Source organism: Butyrivibrio sp. AE3006, assembly GCF_000424165.1.
GTDB lineage: Bacteria > Bacillota > Clostridia > Lachnospirales > Lachnospiraceae > Butyrivibrio.
This window is the reverse complement of the sequence record NZ_AUJJ01000034.1, coordinates 1-22039: the sequence shown is the minus strand read 5'-3', so window position 1 is coordinate 22039 and position 22039 is coordinate 1. Positions and strand designations below refer to the sequence as shown.

Annotated in this window: 23 protein-coding genes; 21 read left to right on the top strand and 2 right to left on the bottom strand. The window is 41.1% G+C overall.

All coding sequences use genetic code 11. The features are described from left to right. Positions 1–853: 853 nt before the first annotated feature. The 12 genes from G603_RS0115285 (at position 854) to G603_RS0115235 (ending at position 11055) form a co-directional block, all read left to right on the top strand. Entirely contained in the window at positions 854–2149 is a 1296-nt protein-coding gene (locus G603_RS0115285) for a hypothetical protein (protein WP_026670766.1), read from the top strand. A gap of 204 nt (positions 2150–2353) precedes the next feature. Then, positions 2354–2614: a helix-turn-helix transcriptional regulator gene (locus tag G603_RS23330; RefSeq protein WP_442852364.1), complete on the top strand. Its 261-nt coding sequence runs from the start codon at positions 2354–2356 to the stop codon at positions 2612–2614. Between the two features lie 282 nt (positions 2615–2896). Continuing rightward, on the top strand, positions 2897–3343 hold the full coding sequence (locus G603_RS0115280; RefSeq protein WP_026495578.1) for an Hsp20/alpha crystallin family protein: 447 nt from the start codon (positions 2897–2899) through the stop codon (positions 3341–3343). 480 nt (positions 3344–3823) lie between these two features. Next, positions 3824–5044 (top strand): ROK family transcriptional regulator, encoded by a 1221-nt coding sequence (locus G603_RS0115275; protein ID WP_026524005.1) that lies wholly within the window; start codon positions 3824–3826, stop codon positions 5042–5044. Positions 5045–5099: 55 nt separating this feature from the next. Continuing rightward, positions 5100–6635, top strand: a complete 1536-nt coding sequence (locus G603_RS0115270) for a sugar ABC transporter ATP-binding protein (protein WP_026670765.1) — start codon at positions 5100–5102, stop codon at positions 6633–6635. A gap of 27 nt (positions 6636–6662) precedes the next feature. After that, positions 6663–7883 carry a sugar ABC transporter permease gene (locus tag G603_RS20685; RefSeq protein WP_035793555.1) on the top strand — a complete coding sequence of 407 codons (1221 nt, stop codon included), beginning with the start codon at positions 6663–6665 and terminating at the stop codon, positions 7881–7883. A gap of 101 nt (positions 7884–7984) precedes the next feature. After that, on the top strand, positions 7985–9208 hold the full coding sequence (locus G603_RS20680; RefSeq protein WP_026524007.1) for a substrate-binding domain-containing protein: 1224 nt from the start codon (positions 7985–7987) through the stop codon (positions 9206–9208). Between the two features lie 314 nt (positions 9209–9522). Further along, positions 9523–9741 carry a hypothetical protein gene (locus G603_RS0115255; RefSeq protein WP_051207969.1) on the top strand — a complete coding sequence of 73 codons (219 nt, stop codon included), beginning with the start codon at positions 9523–9525 and terminating at the stop codon, positions 9739–9741. Then, positions 9738–10133, top strand: a complete 396-nt coding sequence (locus G603_RS0115250; protein WP_026670763.1) for a hypothetical protein — start codon at positions 9738–9740, stop codon at positions 10131–10133. Before G603_RS0115255 ends, G603_RS0115250 begins: the two co-directional genes overlap by 4 nt. Positions 10134–10143: 10 nt before the next feature. Continuing rightward, positions 10144–10392 carry a hypothetical protein gene (locus tag G603_RS20675; RefSeq protein ID WP_051207967.1) on the top strand — a complete coding sequence of 83 codons (249 nt, stop codon included), beginning with the start codon at positions 10144–10146 and terminating at the stop codon, positions 10390–10392. A gap of 15 nt (positions 10393–10407) precedes the next feature. Further along, positions 10408–10563, top strand: coding sequence for a hypothetical protein (locus G603_RS22495; RefSeq protein WP_155832699.1), 156 nt, complete (start codon positions 10408–10410; stop codon positions 10561–10563). Between the two features lie 159 nt (positions 10564–10722). Continuing rightward, positions 10723–11055 carry a glycine zipper domain-containing protein gene (locus tag G603_RS0115235; protein ID WP_026670762.1) on the top strand — a complete coding sequence of 111 codons (333 nt, stop codon included), beginning with the start codon at positions 10723–10725 and terminating at the stop codon, positions 11053–11055. A 63-nt stretch (positions 11056–11118) separates the two neighbouring features. Here G603_RS0115235 and G603_RS0115230 read toward each other — a convergent pair whose 3' ends face one another. Continuing rightward, positions 11119–12180: an AraC family transcriptional regulator gene (locus tag G603_RS0115230; RefSeq protein WP_026670761.1), complete on the bottom strand. Its 1062-nt coding sequence runs from the start codon at positions 12178–12180 to the stop codon at positions 11119–11121. A gap of 172 nt (positions 12181–12352) precedes the next feature. Between G603_RS0115230 and G603_RS0115225 the strand changes: the two genes are divergently transcribed. From G603_RS0115225 to G603_RS0115205, 5 genes are all read left to right on the top strand, one after another. Beyond that, positions 12353–13258, top strand: coding sequence for an ABC transporter permease (locus G603_RS0115225; protein ID WP_051207965.1), 906 nt, complete (start codon positions 12353–12355; stop codon positions 13256–13258). An 11-nt stretch (positions 13259–13269) separates the two neighbouring features. Next, on the top strand, positions 13270–14241 hold the full coding sequence (locus G603_RS0115220; RefSeq protein ID WP_330367665.1) for a carbohydrate ABC transporter permease: 972 nt from the start codon (positions 13270–13272) through the stop codon (positions 14239–14241). A gap of 95 nt (positions 14242–14336) precedes the next feature. Then, the gene (locus tag G603_RS0115215) at positions 14337–15983 is read left to right on the top strand and encodes an ABC transporter substrate-binding protein (protein WP_026670758.1); all 1647 of its coding nucleotides are present in this window, start codon (positions 14337–14339) and stop codon (positions 15981–15983) included. A gap of 64 nt (positions 15984–16047) precedes the next feature. After that, the gene (locus G603_RS20670; protein WP_051207963.1) at positions 16048–17079 is read left to right on the top strand and encodes a glycosyl hydrolase 53 family protein; all 1032 of its coding nucleotides are present in this window, start codon (positions 16048–16050) and stop codon (positions 17077–17079) included. A gap of 156 nt (positions 17080–17235) precedes the next feature. Continuing rightward, positions 17236–17946, top strand: coding sequence for a tetratricopeptide repeat protein (locus G603_RS0115205; RefSeq protein WP_026670757.1), 711 nt, complete (start codon positions 17236–17238; stop codon positions 17944–17946). Between the two features lie 277 nt (positions 17947–18223). Here G603_RS0115205 and G603_RS0115195 read toward each other — a convergent pair whose 3' ends face one another. Further along, positions 18224–18541, bottom strand: coding sequence for a hypothetical protein (locus tag G603_RS0115195; protein WP_155832698.1), 318 nt, complete (start codon positions 18539–18541; stop codon positions 18224–18226). A 562-nt stretch (positions 18542–19103) separates the two neighbouring features. Here G603_RS0115195 and G603_RS22490 point away from each other — a divergent pair. The 4 genes from G603_RS22490 to G603_RS0115170 all read left to right on the top strand — a co-directional run bounded on the left by G603_RS22490 (position 19104) and on the right by G603_RS0115170 (position 21695). Further along, a complete protein-coding gene (locus tag G603_RS22490; RefSeq protein WP_155832697.1) occupies positions 19104–19277 on the top strand; it encodes a hypothetical protein in 174 nt (57 codons plus the stop codon). 32 nt (positions 19278–19309) lie between these two features. Next, positions 19310–19498: a type II toxin-antitoxin system PemK/MazF family toxin gene (locus G603_RS20665; RefSeq protein WP_155832696.1), complete on the top strand. Its 189-nt coding sequence runs from the start codon at positions 19310–19312 to the stop codon at positions 19496–19498. A 178-nt stretch (positions 19499–19676) separates the two neighbouring features. Further along, positions 19677–19952, top strand: coding sequence for a hypothetical protein (locus G603_RS20660; RefSeq protein ID WP_155832695.1), 276 nt, complete (start codon positions 19677–19679; stop codon positions 19950–19952). A 264-nt stretch (positions 19953–20216) separates the two neighbouring features. Continuing rightward, positions 20217–21695 carry an ISLre2 family transposase gene (locus G603_RS0115170; RefSeq protein WP_026669892.1) on the top strand — a complete coding sequence of 493 codons (1479 nt, stop codon included), beginning with the start codon at positions 20217–20219 and terminating at the stop codon, positions 21693–21695. The last annotated feature ends 344 nt before the right edge of the window (positions 21696–22039 follow it).

Below are 22039 nucleotides of genomic sequence, written 5' to 3'. Positions count from 1 at the left end.
TTTTACATTTGTGTTGTTGTAAAAACGAATACTTGGAGACAGGTATATAAGATAGAAATATACATAGAAATTATATATCTTTTTGTAAGCGACTGAGCGAGGCAGGTATATAAGGATAGAAATATGATGCACTTTTATATACTTTTTTCTGTGCTTTATAATTACCAGGGGTGAGTGTTACAGGAAATGCTTATCGAAAAAGTATATAAGTCAAATTATCATTTTCAATTTATATACCGAACGGAGAAGTTACGGGAGAAATAGGTATATAAATTTGACGTAAGAGCTTTTCTTATATATGTTGTGCAAAAAGGCGCGTTATAAATATTTTAGGAACACTTTTGTAAAAAGAGAGTTATTTTTTAAAAAAAGTTGGTATTTCATATTTGAGAAAGATAATCAGTGATTTAAAAGGTGACAGCTACAGAGGTAAGAAGTTAGAAACCATTGCTATAGAAACTGGAAGAGGTAAACAGGCTATTAAAATGAAATAAAAACTTTATGTGTGATGCGTTGGCTTCAAAAAAGCTTCTTTATGTACTTATGTGCTGGATGTTACAATGAGAAAGACCATTGATTACCGCTATACAAGGAGATGCCAACATGAAAGTTGCTGTTTATGGATTATACAAACGCGAATATACAGCACTAAAAGAGTATGAAAAGACTATTTGAAATAGATTTAAAAGACTATAAAAAAACGGATTTTGTTTTCCGATGGCCATCAGCCAGAGCTATCATTATCAAGGGTGACAAGATGGCTCTTGTATATAGCAGATGAAACAACAAATAATAATGAGTTATAACGTCCTTGGGAATGAACCATTCCCAATCGGAATTTGTGGAGGAGGAAATGGAACAGAAGCTGTTTACAGAATTACGGCCTTTATATACGACAAGCAAAGAAAGCCCCAATGAGATCAGGATTAGGATTCGTATGCGTGACCTGATCTATTCAGATGTTCTTCGTCATGCTGTGGATTCCACTATGGAAAGATATCCTTATTTCTGCGTTGAATTGCTGAAAAAGGGTGAGCAATACTTTTTTGCGGAAAACCATCGACCGGTGGTTATTACAAACTCTCTTCACGGGGTGGATCTGAATTCAGAGGATTCCAATTTCCATATGATCGCGTTTTGTTTTCTGGATAACTGGATCATTTTGGATGTATTTCATGGCATGACGGACGGAACAGGCGCGTATGAAGTGCTTCGGACATTGTTGTATTATTACTGTTCTGAGCGGTATCAGGTCAAGTTGAATGACGAGGGCATTCGTCTGGTTGGAGATGTGATCTCAGAAGAAGAGTGGATAGACCCTGTGGTAAACAGGACCGATCTTCCGATTCCTCCTCGCAATGAAATGCCCAAAGCTCTGAATCTCATCGCTTCTGCGGGCCTTGAGTATGATCACCGGCACACCGTATACAGTATCTCCATCTCGGAATCCGAATTTATGAGATTCAATCTGGACAATGACGGCAGTCCCGGTACAATGGTTTCTCTGCTCCTAAGCCGAGCCATTGCAAAGCTGTATCCTGATTCCAAAGATCCTGTTCGCATCGCCCTTTGTGTGAACCAGAGAAACGCCCTTCACACGCCACTGGCGCATCAGAGCCTGGTTGGTGGAATAATGCTGGAGTACAAGGACAAAATGCGCGATTGGTCCCTGGAGAGGCAGAGTACCGCATACCGCGGGATGGTTTTTGTCCAGAGCCAGGAGGAGAATGTGCTGATGGGAGTGGCTTCGCAGGCAGGAATTACGCGTATGATCCTATCCAAAGAAAGTGATCAGGAACGACAGGGGGCAGCGGGATATATCAATTCGTTGGCGAACAGAGTTATTACGGCGACGGTCAGCTATGTGGGTAAGGCAAACTACAAGGAAGCCGAGCAGTACATCCGTGATTTCCGGGTGTGGACTTCTTCTGCGGCAAATGGTCTGACAGTTGAAATATCTGCTGTAAACGGACGATTCACCCTCGACTTTCTACAGACTTTTTCGAGCCCTGTCTTTGTAAATGCATTTCTGAAGGAGCTGGAAGACAACGGAATTGTATACGACCTTCAGGATGTTAATAAGCTGGAGCTTCCGAACATAAAGCTTCCCTGGTCGGAACTGAGCATAATCTATCGCAGGAGCAATTAACTGTATTCTTTAGAGCTTTTCTTATGAACAGAGCAATGAGTGCGGTCATGTTGCCATAATGACAGCCCTGACCATAGAAACCGAGAATACCCTTAAACCATCCGTTTGCCACAGTTATCTCTATTTTGTTCTGACTTTCTATTAGCCCGGTTACATCAATTGAGCTTTATAATCGATAATTATAAGAAAGTCACATTAAGTGAAGTGGCAGAGCATTTTAATTATTCGCTGGCGCATTGCTTCAGACTTATCAAGGAAGAGACAGGAGAGAGTTTTTCTTCTTTTGTGAGAAATATAAGGCTCCAACACGCTGAGTCACTTTTAGTAAATACAAATACTACCATAGCAGATATAAGCAGTATCATAGGGTATGAAAATCCGGAGTCTTTTATACGGTTATTCGAGAAAATATATAATATGTCGCCCTCGAAATATCGAAAAAAGCACAACTGCATAGAAGAATAAGACGGAGTATGATATTTGTTTTTGGAGGGGTTAAACAACTAAAAAATTATTAGCGCTCTGCTTGACAGAGTGCTAATTTGGTGTTATACCATATATAGAACAAAGGAACAGAGAAGACCGTTAGGACTTATGAATTCCAATGATCCAAAGAGTGGAATCGCCCCCTCACAATGGTCGGCGGCATATCGGTCGCCACATGAGAAACAGCTTTGCTGAGGTGGCTCCCTCCCTCCGTCCCAATGCTCAAAAATAAATGTTTTTGATGCAAAGGAGGAAAAAACTATGTTAGCACCAAGTATTTATGAAGAAAATCTATTTGACAATCTGTTTAATTTCCCTGATTTCAGAGAACTGAATAACATGGAGCGTAAGCTCTATGGAAGACATGCCGACAGGCTGATGAAGACTGATGTTAAGGAAGAGGACAATCAGTATGAAGTAAGCATTGACCTTCCTGGTTTTGCCAAAGAGGATATAAGCCTTGAATTAAATGATGGATATCTTACCATCAGCGCTTCGAAGGACATGAACAATGATAAGAGTGATAAGAAGGGCAGACTAATAAGGCAGGAGCGGTACTCAGGATCCATGCAGCGTAGCTTCTATGTTGGAGAGCAGGTCACAGAAGATGATGTAAAGGCATCCTTCAAACACGGAGTTCTCACGCTGATGATTCCTAAAAAGGAACAGCCTAAGCTTCCTGAAAAGAAGCATATTCAGATAGCATGAAAAGATAAGGCATCTTCTCATAGATAAAATCCTAAATCCAGAACCACTTTCGTTTCAGGAAGTCGGTTCTGGATTTTTTTAATTTTGGTATGTACTAAAAATGTACATACCTTTTTTGTTGCACAAGACCGGCAAGCGAATGGATGCTTGCATACAAATTCATTTGCCGGTCGTAAGAACATGGAGCACTAAGTGCGGAATGTTCGTGTGCGAAATCGAGCCTACTCGATTTTGAGTTTAAATTCTTAATATCTGTTCTGTCTGGAATTAATATCTGCACGGTAATTTGGTTAACATAATGAATGAAAACCAAAATTCTTTGTGTAATAAGTTCACAAAATTTTAATATTCGATTAGTGCAAGTATACAAAACATACAATGAATAGCAATTTTTGATTGACCCAAGCAATAAATGTGCATAATATATTAACTAAGTTAATACATTAACAACGGAAATAAATCAATGGGGGCGTTAGTGAATTGGATAACAATCCGATAATCAATAACAGCGATATGAATGAAGCTCACAGAGCGCAGTTATTGAAGATTATTCATCAAAAGGAATTACAAAACGAAATATGTTCCAGGGCAGAGCTTGCGAAAATGACGGGACTCACCCAGGCATCCATAACCAAGATAGTTGCATCTCTTATTGAGAGTGGAATTGTGTTAGAGACGGGTATTATCAAGGGGAGCGGAAACAGGCGTGCGATCGGACTTAAGCTTAATTCTGAGAAGAACTGTGTGATTGGGGTCAAGTTTTCAAGATATATGTACACAGTTGGTTTGTTTGATATATCAGGTAAGTTCTACAAACAGAGTGAAGTCGAGTTTGACATTACGGATGATCCGAAGATAGTCCTTAAGGATATGAAGAAGCTGATCCGTGAGTATCTTGATAAAAACGAGAACGTTGTGGCAATAGGAATGGCGGTTCCGGGGCCTTATCTTAAAAATGAAGGGCACATAGCTGTTGTGTCACACATGATGTCGTGGCACGATGTAAATTTCCTTAAGGAATTTGAGAATGAATTCGATAAGCCATTTTTCATAGAACAGGATGCAAACGCCGGAGCCATGGCAGAGTGGTGGTTTGGTAATCATAAAAAGCCCATGAATACACTTGCATACTTCCTAATGGGAGAGGGTGTAGGTTCCGGAATAGTTGAGAATGAGAAGCTTTTATTTGGAAAACAAGGCGCAGCAAGTGAGGTTGGACATATTAGTATAGACTATCGCGGACCCAGATGTGAATGTGGCAATTACGGATGCCTTGAGCTTTACTGCTCTACACGGGTAATGCTTGCAAGAGCAAAGGAAGCTTTGCCATCAATTTTTACTGATAAAAAGCACAAGAGAATTGATGATTACGATGTGATATTCGAGGCTGCAAGAAAAGGCGATGGCGCCATACTCGATATCATGAAGGAAATGGCCCAGTACATAGCCTATGGCTGCGTTACCTTAATAAATGCATATAATCCCGACATCATAGTAATAGGCGATGTCATTTCGAAAGCGGGTGATATTTTATTACCGCAGATAAAAAGAATAGTTGAGGAGAGAACCATTCCTGAGCTGTTTTCACAGGTCGACATTATGATGTCCGAATTAAGTGTTGACCCTACACTTTATGGAGCAGCAGCGATTGCTACTGACAGAGTACTGGGAAAACCCAGTGAATATCTTACGGCAAAATAATTCAGGATATGAATTCCTGATATTTTAGCGATATAAGGGGAGGTTAAAGGCGGCAATGAAAGAAAATCCTTTAATTCTTGAAATGCGAGGAATTACAAAGGTGTTTCCCGGGGTTAAGGCACTTTCAGATGTAACACTCGAAGTCAAAAGAGACTCAATTCACTCGATATGTGGTGAAAATGGTGCCGGTAAATCCACGTTGATGAAGGTATTGTCCGGTGTATATCCTTATGGGACATATAGTGGTCAGATCATCTTTGACGGGCGGGAGATGAAATTCCGTAATATCAAGGAATCCGAGCAGACAGGAATTGCAATTATTCATCAGGAACTTACGATGATTCCGGAATTGTCAATCACAGAGAATATTTTCATGGGAAATGAGCTGACAAATGGCGGACTTATCGACTGGACAGAGCAGCGAAGAAGGACAGTGGAGCTTCTTGACAAGGTAGGGCTGAATATCAGTCCTGATACGCTTATTAAGAACCTGGGTGTAGGACAGCAGCAGCTTGTTGAGATAGCGAAGGCACTTTCCAAAAATGTTAAGCTTCTCATACTTGATGAGCCTACATCAGCACTTAATGAGGATGATTCGGCCAATCTTCTTGAACTCATGAGAGGTCTTAAGGAGAAGGGCATTACCTGTATCATGATATCTCACAAACTTAATGAGATTGCGGCAATATCTGATGCGGTTACGGTTATCCGTGACGGACAGACTGTTGAAAGCTATGAAGTGGTAGCCGGACAGGTGGATGAGAACAAGATCATCAGGGCGATGGTAGGTCGTTCGATTGAAAACAGATATCCGGAGCACAAGTCCAATCCGGGAGAGGTTATTTTCGAAGTATCAAACTGGAATATTGAGGATCCTGCAGTCAAGGGCAGGATGGTCTGCAAAAACTCTTCATTTTATGTACGCTCAGGTGAAGTCGTAGGATTTGCGGGACTCATGGGAGCAGGAAGAACAGAGCTCATGCGTTCAATTTTCGGGCAAAACTACGGAATCTATAAATCAGGAACAATCAAAATAAAGGGAAAGAAAGTTAAGCTGAAAACCGTTCAGGCGGCCATAAAGCATGGAATAGCTTATGTGCCTGAGGATCGTAAGAATCTGGGACTTAACCTTTTGGACAGCATCAGAAAAACCATAGTTTCAGCTAACATGGACAAGATTCTGACAAACGGACTTCTGGATTCGACAAAAGAGCTTAAGGCATCTGAGGAGTACAGAAAGGCGCTTCGAATCAAATGCAAGGACGTAGGAGTTGGAGTAAGCACTTTATCAGGTGGTAATCAGCAGAAGGTAGTTCTATCAAAATGGATGTTTACAGAGCCGGATGTGCTGATACTTGATGAGCCTACAAGAGGTATTGACGTAGGTGCAAAATATGAGATTTACAAGCTGATACATGAACTTGCCGATCAGGGGAAGGCAGTCATAATGGTTTCTTCAGAACTTCCTGAGCTATTGGGGGTAGCAGACAGGATATATACAATTTTTGAGGGAGCTATCACAGGGGAACTGAGAGCTGAGGAAGCTGATCAGGAAGCACTAATGAAGCGAATGACAGTTACATCCGCTTAACAACAAATAGGGAAGAGGTTTAAAGTCATGAAATATATTAAGCAGGTTTTAGGGGAAGACCTTCGTCAGTACACCATGGTTCTGGCACTGGCTGTGCTGATTGTTGTATTCAATGTTATATCTGATGGAAGAATGCTCACTTCTTCCAATTTCCAGAATCTTTTATCAGGTAATGCTTACGTCCTTATTCTGGCGCTTGGCATGCTGATGGTTATCGTAATAGGTCAGATTGATCTGTCAGTTGGTAGTGTTGCCGGTTTCTCAGGAATGGTAATGGCTAAGGCAGCAAGTGAATTAAATCTTCCTTGGTATCTGGCAGTGCTCATTGCACTTGCAATCGGAGCACTTGTTGGTGCGTGGAACGGATTTTTCCTTGCAAAGCTCGGTATTCCGGGATTCATCACAACACTTGGAAGTATGATGATGTTCAGAGGTGCAGTTATCTGGATATCTCAGTCCATCTCAGTTCCTGCACCTGAAGAACTCAGATTTTTCGGAGCAGGTTACATGCCTGAGTGGGGACCCAAATCTACGGGAATGAATAATTCAACGCTTGTTTTGGGAATAATCGGTATTATCGCTCTTATAATCGTTGAAGTCAGAAAGTACAAAAATTCCGGACAGATCGCCGGTGCAAAGCAGCCTTTATGGGTTGTAGTAGCAAGAACAGTTCTGATTTCTCTGATAATAGCTTACTTTACCTGGCTCTATGGAACAGGAAGAGAGGGAACTTCCTTCCCGATACCGGGACTGATTCTCCTTATTCTTGTTATCGTTTATCACATTATTACACAGAAAACCAGATTTGGTCGCCACATCTATGCAGTAGGTGGAAATAAGAGTGCAGCAGCTCTTTCAGGTGTAAATGTGAGCCGCACATATTTCCTTACAATGATGAACATGTCCATGCTTGCAGCAGTTGCCGGAATTCTTTTCGTAGGAAGATCTACAGCTGCAGGTCCTGCAGATGGTAATCAGTGGGAGATGGACGCTATTGCATCAGTATTCATCGGCGGTGCAGCTGTTTCAGGTGGTGTTGGAACCATCATTGCAACCATGGTCGGTGGTATGGTTATGGCAGTTCTTAACAACGGACTTATGCTCATGGGCGTAGGTGCTGATAAGACACAGGTTATAAAAGGCCTTGTCCTTCTTATTGCCGTAGCATTTGATGTTTACAACAAGAAGGTAGGAAAAGCTTCTATTATAGGAAGACTCTTCCCTTCAAAGGAAGCAGCAAAGAACTGAGGATAAACAGGAATCTGTAAATTTGTAAGGCGTATCCGGCAGGTAGCGCTGCCTGCCGGCCTTAAATAGAAAAAAGGTTATATTTACCAAGGAGGAAAGTTATGCAAAAGAAAAAGATTATGGCAATGATGCTGTCTGTAGTTCTTACAGCAACTACACTTACAGCATGTAGTTCAGCTCGCGAGGGCTCATCAAGTTCATCTGATGAAAAGAAATCAGAAGCTACAACAGAAACAGCTACTGAAGCTGAGTCAACTGAGGAAGCAGCTGATACAACAGAAGCTACAGAATCTACAGAAGAGACTGCTTCAGATTCAGAGGCAGAGGCAACTCCTGCAGCTACAGAGGGCTTTGAGGAAGGTGCTACCATCGGCGTTTCACTTCCCTGGCTTGGAACTCAGAACTGGAAAGAAGCTGAGACAATGTTCAAAGAAGAGCTTGAAAAAGCAGGATATAAGCCTTTAGTTCAGGCAGCTGACCAGAAGGTTCCTCAGCAGCAACAGCAGATCGAGTCAATGATCGAGAACGGCGCTAAGGTTATCGTTGTAGGTCCTATCGATGGAACACAGCTTGGTAGCGTACTTGAGCAGGCTAAGGATGCCGGTGTTTATGTAATCGGTTATGACCGCCTCATCGAGAACACAGAAGCAGTTGACGGCGTAGTTCAGTTCGGTAGTGTTCGTACCGGTGAATTACAGGGACAGGCACTCCTTGACGGTCTTAAGAAAGAAAAAGGCGAAGGCCCTTACAATATCGAGCTTTTCGGTGGCGGCCCTGCTGATCCTAATGCTCCTAACTTCTTCAAAGGTGCTATGTCAGTTCTTCAGCCTGAAATTGATGCAGGTAACATCGTTGTAGTATCCGGTCAGACAGAGTTCACACAGTGTGCTACAGAGGACTGGGACAATGCTAAAGCTCAGAAGCGTATGGATTCACTTCTTGCAGGTAACTACTCCGATAAAGAGATCGACGGTGTTCTTTCTCCTAACGATGGTATCGCAAGAGCAATCGTAACAGCTTGTGAGGATGCAGGTCAGCCTAATCCTGTAGTTACAGGTCTTGATGCAGAGAATGAGTCAGTTGAATGGGTATGGCAGGGCAAACAGTACTGCACAGTTGCTAAGCCTACACAGGATCTTGTTGCTAAGTCAATCGAGATCATCAACGACCTTAGAGATGGTAAGGGAATGCCCGCTACAGATGTAACAACAGACAACGGCAAGAAGGAAGTTCCGATCTACGAGCTTGATCCTACAGTTGTTACAAAGGACAACGCTAAGGAAGTTTTCGCAAACGATCCTGATCGTATGGCCCTTATGGACTAATAGTTTTTGTCATAAAAATATGAGTGGTACAGGTGTGTAAATGCCTGTACCATTTTGTATTTCACCTAACGAAAAGTGCAACTTACCGCAGTTGCACTTTTTTTGTGCGCAAAATCAGGTAATATCGACTCAGAACCAAGAAACAAGTAGTTAAAGAAAAGAGGGGCCATATTTCACTACCGATTTTTTCCAAATAGAAAGTTGTTATTTGCTGTTCCGGTCATATATCTTTTCTGGTCCTCTGGTTAATATATTTTTAAAGCTATATGACGGATGTATTAGTACGCCATGAACAGAAAAGGGGACTTAAATTAATGATAAGATGTAATATGTGTGACGTAGAGATGTTTACTACAAGCATTGACAGTGTTCATCCGGGTTATCTTCCGGTGATGCTTGTAAACAGGGAGAAGGGACTCTTTGCAACTGAATACAAAAGTGAGCTCTTATGCTATGTGTGTCCGGAGTGTGGTCATATAGAGCTATATGCAAAGGATCCTAAAAAGCTTAGAGGGAAGATGATAGGAAAATGACGCAGCAAGGAATATCTGAAGATAATATATTGGGCATCCGTATTGGAATGGGAAAGAGAGATGTGCTTAGACTCCTTGAAGATTCTGATATTCTGGATACGGATGATATGGGAAATGGATATGTATGGGTTAAATGCTGGATACGTCCATTTGGACAGAGGATCCTTTGCTCAATCTGTCTTAGGGATGGGTTTGTAGTGGAGATTGACCTGTATCCTAATATTAACGAAATAACCGGTGATGAGTCGTGGACAGATGCAAGCGAGGAACAGATGGAAAAAGATAAGGTATGCTGCGAATCCTGGATAAAGAAATATAAAACACAGCTGCCTGATAATGCTGAAGTTTGTGCTGATAGAAGGAACCTTTCAGCAGGGATAATAATCAGGTAAGGAAAGATATATGGAAAAACTTGTTGAAGAATATAAGGAAATATTGAGCGATGACAGAAATGCATCGGACAAATACTGGGCGCTTGAAGCACGTTTAAAGGCAGACAAGAGAAATCCAGGGGTCCTCATAACTGACATAAGCAGGTCGAATTTCTATGACCATCTTGTATCGCTTGTAAGATATAAGGTCATAACAATGGACGATCTTAATGACTATAGTGAGGAGACTAAGGAAGTGGTCAGAAGAATAACCGGCTGACATGGGGATGATGAGATGGAATCAGAAAAAGAGATAATAAAGCTTCGGCCGCACCATCTTCTGTGCACCCAGGGATACAGCGGAAAAGGTTATGATGAGAAATTTGTTCTCAATATGACTTATATGACAGCCAGGATGAAAGAAGATGCGGGAAATCTGCGGATGCTGTGAATGGTTTCACATGAGTGCATGTGAGAAGAATATCCTTTCGGGGAAATATCTTCTGAATGTGAAATAAGTGCCGTTATTTTGCTAATTTTTAAATGGTTTTCCATGAAAGACTGGACTATAATCTACTTTGTAAGGAACATTTACAGGAGGAGAACAATAATGACACCTAAATTTTGGTTATTCATCGTACTAATTGGAGTACTTGCGCCGGTTTATCTTTTATTTGGCGTAGCTACTTCCAAAAACGTCAAGGAGATGTCTGAAAAGAACAAAGATGAGATTGAAAAAAGCAGGGCCAAGCACAGATATATGGTACTTGGACAGAGCTGGGGAATGGGAATAGGAGTTATTGTCGGTTCTATCGTTAGTTTTCTTTCAACTGGAAGAGTTTCAACAGGGATGTGCCTTGGAACAGGATTTGGCATGTTTGTTGGTATGATGGTCGGCGCCATGATAGACAGGAAAAAAGAGGTGGAACTCCAATCCAAATAAAATGTTTAACACAGGAAATAACAGTGAAAATGCTTTTGAGTCATGGGTAGCTCAAAAGTATTTTTATTTTGTCATTTTTGTCCTGTATTCTTTAGGTGTCATATGAAATTGCTTTTCAAACAGAGAATAGAAATGTGTCCGGTTGGAAAACTGCAGGTTCTGGGCAATAGATGTGATGGATGCTTTGGTTGTTGTCAGATCTTCTGCAGCTTTTTTTAGGCAAAATGTCATACCATAATCATAAAGGCACATGCCTGTAAATTTGTTCACGATTCTGTTGAGATAATCGCCACTGTAGTTTAGTGCTTTTTCAAGTTCTGCACGGCTAATTCTGCCATTCTTCTCATCCATAAGATGGTCTATACGGCTGAAAAGAAGCTGGTCGTTTCCCATACCCATTTCAACCTCAGTACAGTGATAATTAACATTTGAGGATATGAAATACAGAAGCTCACTAAGAAGACTCCTCATTTTATATGAGGATCCAAAGTGAGGAAACATCATTGTACTCAGCATTTCAGTAGCCAATTCACCTAGCTGCACTAAGCCGGACGACCTATTAAATGCTGGTATCATATCCAGATATGCCTTGCGGTCAGGGTTATCCAGATCAGATATGATGAATTTGTATAGATCACTCTTCATAAATTCTTTTTCTGAATGGAACGAAGAATGTTCTGCTACTGTAAACAGCTCACCTATCATGCTTGTTGATAGTCCAACAAACAGAATACTGGCTTCAGTATCAAAGTTTTCTGCATGCCTTATTCCTCTGTTTATAAGGCAGCATGTCCCTGCTGGATATTTGTAATCAATATCCTCGATTCTTTGTGTTAAGGTCCCACTTAGGACAATCATAATCTCATAATAATCATGAAAATGCAGGGGATGGTCGTGAAAAGCCCTGTCGTGACCATAAAAAGAATCTCTTGCATAGAATGACGCATCCTCTGAGAAGGTAATTGCGTTCATATAGTCATTTTCTCCGGTCCCGCTACAGAACTCGTACGTTATCTGATACGGTAGTTTTAACTGATAATAATTTGAATCACTTCCGGTATTTATATTGAACGAAGCGTTAGGATTAGTGCTGGTTATATAATCTTTTGATATCTCTTTTAACATATTTCTAGGCTCCTATTCATTCCCATATATGATACAAATTCTAACACGGAAGTCGGTTCGTGTCATTGTTTTGGATTCTCTAAGACTATAGAATCTTAATCAAGACAGATGCATGAATCATAGTAAATATCAGACATAGACACGATTCAAGTATCAGAAAAGAGGCATGGATATGATAAAAAAATTGAAACGACACTGGATGCTGCTAGTGATGCTTTTACCAGCACTCATATATGTTATAGTTTTCAGTTACATTCCAATGACAGGAATAATAATGGCATTTAAGAAATATCAGTATAACGGCGGGATATATCTTTCACCCTGGAATGGTCTTAACAATTTCAAGGCGCTACTTATCTCAGGGAAGCTGTTTCAGGTAACAAGGAACACGCTCCTATACAACATAGCATTTATAGCTTTTGGCGTTGTTTTTGAGATGGGAAGTGCGATCCTTCTGAACGAGATCATACACAAGGCTTTTAAGAAAACAGTGCAGTCCCTGATGTTCCTTCCATATTTTATTAGCTGGGTTGTCGCAGGAGCCATAATCTACAATGTTTTCAATTATGAGCGGGGAGTATTCAATAACGTAGTAACAGCATTAGGCGGAACACCTTTTGACCTTTATAACACACCCGGGGCATGGCCTTTTGTCCTTATCTTTTTAAAGTTATGGAAACAGACCGGATATGGTTCAGTTGTATATCTGGCGGCGATAACCGGTATGGATCAGGAAATGTTTGAAGCCGCTTCGATCGATGGCGCTTCTGCATGGCAGAAGATAAGATACCTTACAATTCCCTCCCTCCTACCAACGATGATGATCCTTGTACTTCTTGGTATAGGAAACATCTTCCGCGGAGATTTCGGGTTGTTCTACCAGACCGTTAAGAGCAGTGCACTCCTTCAGCCGATGACGGATGTTATAGACACATATGTGTTCAGACTTCTGATCGACAATGGGAATGTGGGAGTGTCTGCGGCGGCTGGTCTGTATCAGTCAGTTCTTTGCTTCATAACCATCATGGTATGCAACAGGCTGGTTAAAAAAGCAAATCCTGATTACGCACTTTATTAAGGAGGTGGCAAATGTCTGCTGATGTTATAAGCCTTACGGAAGGCTCAGATATTGAAGATATAGGAATGCCTGCTAAAACAGGTGAAAAGAAGAAAAAGAAGGTAAGCCGTGACCAGATGGCTGTAAATGTGGTCGGTTCAGTAGTAGTCGGATTGTTCGCTCTTATATGCGTTATCCCTTTTTACCTGATAATAGTTGCATCAATCACAAGTGAGACATCACTGATAAGGGATGGCTACCCATTGATTCCAAAGCTTTCGGAGCTAAGCCTTCAAAGTTATGCGCTGTGCCTTAAGAACCCCACAGCAATACTTAAATCTTATGGGATGACAATAAGTGTGACAGCTATAGGAACATTTCTTTCTGTCCTTATGGCGACAATGACAGGATATGTGCTGAGCAGGAAGGATTTCCCCTGGAGAAACCAGTTTTCATTTTTCTTTTTCTTCACAACGCTTTTTAATGGTGGACTGGTTCCGTGGTATCTGATGTGCACACGCTATCTGAATTTTAAAAACAGTATCATTGGACTCATTCTTCCATTGATGTTTTCTGTATGGAACATGATCATTGCAAAATCTTTCATGGCAGGTATTCCCGCAGAGATAACAGAGTCTGCAAAAATCGATGGTGCAAACGACATAACCATATTTGCAAAGCTGATACTTCCACTGAGCAAGCCTCTTATAGCAACGCTTTCGCTGTTTGCAGCACTTGCATACTGGAATGACTGGTATAACTGCATGCTGTTTGTAACAAATGAGGATATGTTCACTTTGCAGTACTACCTTCAGAGGATCCTGGGGAGTGCAGAGGCGATGAGGATAGTGGCTGAAAAGTCAGGCATTGCGCTTCCATCCATACCACTTGAGGGAATGAAGATGGCAATGACTATAATCGCGACAGGTCCGATAGTGCTGTTGTATCCCTTTGTCCAGAGATATTTTGTCAAGGGACTTACGATAGGAGCGGTCAAGGGATGATGAGATTTTAGGGAAGAAATCCTTGATATATGTGTAATGAAAAATAGTTAGGATTACCCTTAAGGGGTTAAAGAGTTAAAGGAGGACAAATAATAATGAGAAAGAAGGTATTGTCAGTAATTCTGAGCATGATTATGACAGCATCAATGCTTGCAGGATGTGGATCAGCTTCAAGTGAAACAGAAAGCGGGAGTATGGAAAACGCAGGAGATATAGAGATAGAGGACGAAGCTACTGCAACGTCAGCATCTGTATCGCTTGATGAGCTTCCTGCAAAAATAGGAGAAGGGATCGTAAAAGCTACTCCTGAAATGTATGGGGATGTAGATCTGTCTGAGCATAAGACCGTGAATATTACGCTCATAGGTGATACGCCTGCTGCGTGGGATGATGTTCTTGCAAAGACAAATGAATATCTTGAGCCCTTTAATACAGAAGTGGAAGTAAGTTTTCTCAGCTGGTCAGATTATCAGCAGATGTATCCGCTTACTCTTACTGGCGGTCAGGTAGATCTTATCTTCACCGCACCATGGTGTTTTATGTACACGGAGGCTGCAAAAGGATCGTTCTACGTGCTTGATACCGACTTTATTTCAAAAAACATGCCTCTCACAAGCAGATTCCAGGCAGCTGAGAGTTGGGATGAGACAACAATTTCCGGTCAGACAATTGCGGTTCCTTCAAACCAGGCATCACCTATGGGCAAGATAGTCGCAATAAGACAGGATCTTGCAGATAAATATGGTATCAGTTCACTTGATAACTGGGATGATTACATGAATTATGCAAAGACTATCGCTGAAAAAGAGACACCGGAAAGCGGAATTTATGCGCTTGCAGCTTCGGGTGATAACAACGAACTCTGGGACGTATACAGACAGCAGGAGGATACATTCCTTGCTCTTGACAGTGATTACTTTGACCTTATCTATAACTATAAAGAGGGCTCACTGCCTGAAGCATCTGATATCAAGCTTGTATATGAGACAGATCTTTTCAAAAGCTATGCCAATGACATGAAGGAACTGGCAGATGCGGGAGCATGGAGCAGAAGTGCCCTTACAAACACTGTTACCGATGACGATGCTTTTGGAAATCTTCAGGGTGCATCAATCGCATGGAATACCTCAGTATTCACGTATATAGAACAGGCAGAGCAGACTGAGGGGGTAGTTGGTGCTGCTTATGACCTTACAAAGAACAATCTTGTAGGCTGTGAATGTTATTCAAATAATGACATGGCCATAGCTGCGGGAAGTGCTGATCCTGCTAGAGCAGCAATGGTACTGGATATTCTGAAGTGTGATACATATCTTAACCATCTCTGGATTCTTGGAGTAGAAGATGAGCACTATACGATAAATGATGCGGGCGAATATACGGAAACTGATAAGGCAGGAGATTTTGCTGCATATGCGATTTCTGCATCATGGGCTATCAAAAATGGGGATCTTAAAGAAGCAGGTGGTGATCCCAGGGCTGAAAAGGTAACAGAAAGCTGGGAGGAGAGGGTAGTTAATAATCCTACAGTAACATTTGTATTTGATGATTCAAATGTGGCTGATTACAAGGCGGCTGTAAGTGCTGTGCTTAATGACTATGTACCCATGCTGGAGCTTGGACTTGTAGATGATGTGGATTCTACAATAGATGAGATGATCAAAGCTTGCTATGATTCAGGCCTTCAGAACGTTCTTGATGAATTCAGCACACAGTATGATGCATGGAAAGCAACGAGATAAATAATACAAACGGAAAAGCCGCCATGTGCGGCTTTTCTAAAATAACAAGAATAAAGGACTACTGATGATGAAGAATAAATTTGCATATGGGGCTGATCTTGGATGGATGACCCAGCTTGAGGACAGGGGATTTAAATGGGTTAATGAAAAAGGTAAAAATGTATCGTGTCTGGAGGCAGTAAAGGAAAAAGGTACTGATTCAGTGAGATTCAGGATATTTGTCGATCCTCCAAGGGAAGGCTATGTTGAGGAAAAAGACGGGACTATGGTAATGCTTGGATACTGCGATGCATCAAGGGTGGCTGAGGCCGCTTTAAGGGCAAAAAGAGCCGGCATGCGCATTATGCTGGATTTTCATTATAGTGATGAATTTGCAGATCCCAAAAAACAGTATATTCCCAAGGCATGGGCCGGACTATCCCATGAGGAGTTATGTAAAAAGGTTGGCGAGCATACTGAAAATGTTCTGAGCATCATGAAAGATATGGGTATATCTCCTGAATGGGTTCAGGTCGGAAATGAGATAAATCCAGGGATGATGCATCCTATGGGGGATCTTGAAAAACATCCTGTACAGTTGGTTGAATACATAAACAGCGGGTATCTGGCTGTAAAAAGGGTATTTCCGGATTGTAAAGTTGTTCTTCACCTTGCAAGCGGTCAGCATCCTGACTGGGTAATGCCTTTTTTGGAAAACTTTTTTGATAATGGTGGGCTGACAGATATACTTGGATTTTCGGATTACCCATACTGGTGTGACCTGATAAATAAGGAGAATCCTGAAGAAAATGTCGATTCAAGTATAAGCAACTGGACAAGATGTATTGATATGTACAGGGGAAGATTCCATAAACCTGTTATGATAGCAGAAATAGGCGGACCGGAATATGAGGCTGAAGAAACAAGACAGCTCATAGGAGACACAATAAGGATGCTTAAGAGAGTACCGGATAATGAAGGGCTTGGTATTTTTTACTGGGAACCGGAGGTGTGCTCAGAAGTTCTTCCGGATTCATATCCACTTGGTGCTTCAAAGCTGACAAAGAATTATACCCTTCAGCTTACGGAAGCGCTGTCAGCATATAAGGATGCGTAAATATCATATAATCTTTAGAGTCGGATTCAGCTCCGGCTCTTTTTGTCTGTTTGAGCAATAATGCGCAAATGCTATAATAAGCTATAAAAAATTTGAATTTTATACATTTATAGAGAATCAATGATTGAAAGCTGGTGACAGGTGGGAGAAAATAGTATGGCTGACAAGGGGAAAATAGCGAAAGTAAGCTTAAATCATATATCTGAAGTATTCCTATATGAGTATTATGTATCCGGTGGCAGTGAGTATGAGATTTCAGAGACAGATTATGCCGGGGCTCATAAGGAAAAGGCAAGGCAGTTAATGTCAGAAGGTAATACAGACGCTGCAATGCAGGAGTGGATCAAGGCTCACTTTGAAAATCCTGTGGATATGGAATCAATTCTTTCAATAATCTCATGCTGCAAACAGCTTGGTGATATTGAAGGAGAGTATTCATATACAAGAGATTCCTATAATTTCTGCTGCACAAGAGCTGAGATGGGGGCTTATTACAGAAACCTGGGATGGTATTACCTTGAGAAATATGATCCGGAATTGTCTTCAGCCTGCTACATGTATAGTCAGCTATTTGAAAAGACTAATCAGGCTGAGGAAGAGATACAGTTCCTGGAAAAGGCCCTAAACCGGGCAGTAGAGGAAAAGAGCCCTGATGAACTTCAGAAGATATTGAAAAGACATGATATTCCTACTGAGGCAAATGGCGTAACTCTTGCGCTTTTATATAAAGCAGGCGGTGAGGCAGAAGCAGCCGGTCAATATGCACAGGCTCTGGACTGCTATCGTATGGTATTTGACCTTACGCAAGATGCGGAGGTTGAGCTAAAAATCAGCAATCTACAAAAATTGTATGAACAGGAGATTTAATCTGTGCCAAGAGAACTGACAGAAGCAGAGAAAAATGAATATAATGCCATGGTTGAAACTGCTAAGCAGCTTAACATCTTTGGTTAGGAAGAGGAGCTGGATGCAAAGGATTTCATAATAGAGATCTGGGGAAGTGAAGATGGGGATTCACAATGAACATGGGCAAAATGCTCGTAATATAAGATTCACACGACTATTCAATCCCTGAGATCAAAGAGATAGAGAACCTATAACCCAAAGCAGCCCCACCAAATAAAGGTTTTATTAGAGACAGTTTTTATCTAAGTTTTTTCCTTACTTTCGGATTACTCTTCGCAAGAATGGTTGAAACGAGGCTTAACCTTAAAAGGATTCGGGGGATTTTCCTTATATTATCCTCATCAAGTGCCACGGCTGCTATGATTTTACAGAATGCATCGCTTTCCGCTAGAAACTGGGATGCTTCCAAGAAAGATACTTTTCCAGAAACATAGGCATATTCTGCCACACTGACTCTTCTGTAAAGTCCAAGCCATTCAAGTGGTGAGATATTAAGCATGCGCTTTTCGAGCTTTTTCTTCAGTTTCTTGTATTTTCTACGCTTTCCTATAATCATTCCCCTTAAACGGATTCTTTTCTTTATGATATTGTAAGTGAATCCACAAAGATAGAACATCCAAATTTCTGCAAAAACAGTTCCTATAAGTTGCGGTTTATGTCTGATATTTGGGGCATTAGCGCAGATGGGAGCGCATCACACTGGCAGTGTGAGGGTCACGGGCGCGATTCCCTGTTTGCGCACCAAACAGATATCAGTAAATATGCGGGATTGCAGTATCATGCGGGATTCTTTTTTGTATGTTATTTACGTAAGTTATTAAAAAATTAAGGAAAATACTTAACTGCTCATCTATTTTGCATTGCTGGAAATGTGTAATTTTTTCATTATATGGGATTAATTAAAGGCATAATATGCATATTAGTAATGCATATATGAGGAAGATTTTGTCGGAATATCGTTTGAAACATAAGGGTTTATACACTGGATTTAGCAGAGTGCAGCTTTTATTAAGGTATGCGTCCACTACTTACATATTCAACTTGTTTTTGTTCTGTGATAGAATATCAATAAATTAGATGAACCTTTTCTTTATAAGGCGTTCAGAAAGGAGGATGACATGGCTAAAATTAAATCTGTTCAAGACTTTAAGGATTATCTTAAGGAGAATAGAGATTTATTGCACAAAAATGCTGTTAGAATTGAAGACCTTCCTCCAGATGATGATTGGATTCTAGACGATGAGTGGGATGAAATATATAAGCAAGAGGTTTTGAAAAGTGGGAAAGTATAACGTTGGTGAGGTGTGGTGGATTCACTTTCCTTATGGGGGATAAGGATGTTGAAAAGAGAAGACCTGCTATAGTTGTAGATGATGATACTATTGCTATTTTAGCAATGTATGTTACAAGTAAAGATAAAGATAATCCATATAGTATAGAGATAGAAGATTGGAAAGAAGCAGGGCTTTCTAAACCGTCCTGGACTAGAATAGATAATCGATTAGATTTATGAGGGAGCAATCAGATTGGTTACTCCCTTTTTCTGACTATACATTTATGAAGGCATAAGTCAATATAAGTTTGTGATTGTATCACTGATTGTAGTATGATTATTCGCATATGAAATCGATAAATTGAAGTTTATCGACTGAGAGTCAGTATTTGACAAAAAGAAGGTCTATTTGGATATTATGGGTAAGAGAAAAAATAGAATTTCAAAAAACGTTATAACTCCAAAGCGTATCGGCGTGGTCTGTGAAAAATGTGGCTCGAAGGAAATAACAGAAATATCATACGGACTACCAGCGTGGATAACAATTGATGAACCAGTTGATCCAAGAATGGAAAAGCTGATTGAGGAAAAGCGTATTGTGTTGGGAGGATGCATCCGTGGTGAAGAGTCTCCTCGATATTATTGTCGCACATGTAGAAATACATTTGGTGATTATAGACGGACTAATCTATAAATTTGCAAGAATAACCTCTATCCCAAAATGAGATAGAGGTTTAAATCATTAATCTGCAAGCCTGCCAGGATACATGATTGAAAGCTCGTCGCGGACCTTTCTGGCAGCTTTTTGCTATGATTAAATACGAATTTTATTGAATGTTTCTGTATTAGTATCCGGCATTAGGGTAAATATAGATTCGGAGAAATAAAAAAAGGAAAAGCACCAGCCTTCATGTTAAGATTGAGTTTGCGACAAAAATCTAAAAAGGCGGTGCTTTCCATGTACAACAGTATACTACAGTTTATTCAGAATGATATCAAGGAGATTGAGAAAAATGTCAGAAGTCTCCTTGATGGAGAGAAGGATGCAGCAGATCTTTCAAACGATGTTCATGAGCGTGTGTTAAAGCTTGGATGCAGGCTTATCAGTGAGATATATGAGCAGATTGATGAGGAGATATTCAAGAGCCTTGTAAGAAAGAACAAGTATTATGTCGAGCAGAAGGATATGCCCAGATCTCTTGTTGATGTTATGGGTACCATATCTTTCAAGAGAAGAGGTTATGTACCAAAGCAAGGAGGAGAATACATCTACCTTTTAGACCTGATCATGGGATTCGATGACAACCAGAAAGTCACCATGGCTGCAGCAGCCAAGATACTCGAGGAAGCGGTAGAAAGCAGTTATGCCAAGGCTGGAAAGAAAGTAAATCTGACTGATCAGGTAAGTAAAGAGACAGTCAAGGATATCGTTCATGGACTGGTAGTTGATTTCCCCATAAAGGAACTGCCCGAGAAAAAGAAACTCAAGAATCTCCATATCGTTGCAGATGAGGATCACGTTGCTGCGCAGTTTTGGGATAAAAAGGGTGACCTGAAAATCAGCAGTGCAGGCAATAAGATAAATACCATAATCGATAAGATAATTGTCCTGTTTGAGGATGTAGTAGATGATGCGCCTGAAGACTCAAAGAACCACCGATACAGGCTTGTAGGCAAGCATACTTTCTGTGGGGTATATAAAGGATCAGAGAACAACTATAAGTTCTGGCAGGAAGTCCAGGACTACATATCCGCCAACTATGATCTGGATGTGCTCGAGAGAATCTATGTTGCTGGAGATGGGGCATCATGGATCAGGACAGGCGCTGAAGTTCTTCTGAATGGACGGTTTGTATTGGATAAGTTCCACATGATGAAGTACCTGAACCAATCAGTATGCCATCTGGGAAACGAAGATGAAATGAAAGAATACATGTGGGAATGCATAAATGAAGCTGACAAGAATGGGCTTAAAGAAGCGTTCAGAGCAATACTTGAGGTAACTGATAAAGGCAGCAACAAATACGAAGAGGTAAAGGAAAGCCGGGATTACTTCATGAACAACTGGGATGGAATCGAGATCCGATCTACCGAATCAGGAGGAGCATGGAAGTGCTGTGCAGAGGGACAGGTAAGCCATGTCTTAAGCGACCGGCTCAGCAGCAGACCCATGGGATGGAGTGAGCTGGGCTGCGATAACATCTCAAAGCTCAGAGCGTATACAAGAAACGATGGTAAGATCATAGATCTGCTCAGATATCAGGAAAGGCATCAGACGCTTGAGGCAAAGAGAAAGGAACAGGATGATCTTATAGCTGACATAAAGAGACGTCAGAATGGATGGGATTATGCAGATAAACTGAATACCCATGTGTTGGGCTTAGAGAAAACAAGCATGAAATGGCTTAAAGATATCATAGATCAGAAACTTGCTTAAAAAGGAAGCCAGAGGCTGACGCCTCTGCCCTTGAATAAAGTGCGCTGAGGCGCACAGATATCCTTGATCTGCTTGACTACAGAATATCTGTCAGGAAATATCTGTCAACCCTGCGCACGGCGCACCGCAAAGCGGCTTTGGGGTTGACTGATATTTACTGGCAGATAAAGTAGTCAACAAGCAGACCAAGGAATATAAGCGGAACACAAGGTTCCGCAGGGAACAAACGGCTAGGGGCTGGTAACGGGGGCTTCAGTGCTGTATAATAACGGAGACAAAGTCTGATCTTAAATGATTCCGGGTGTATTCCACCCTTTTGTTTCCGAATTTTGATTTACGCTATC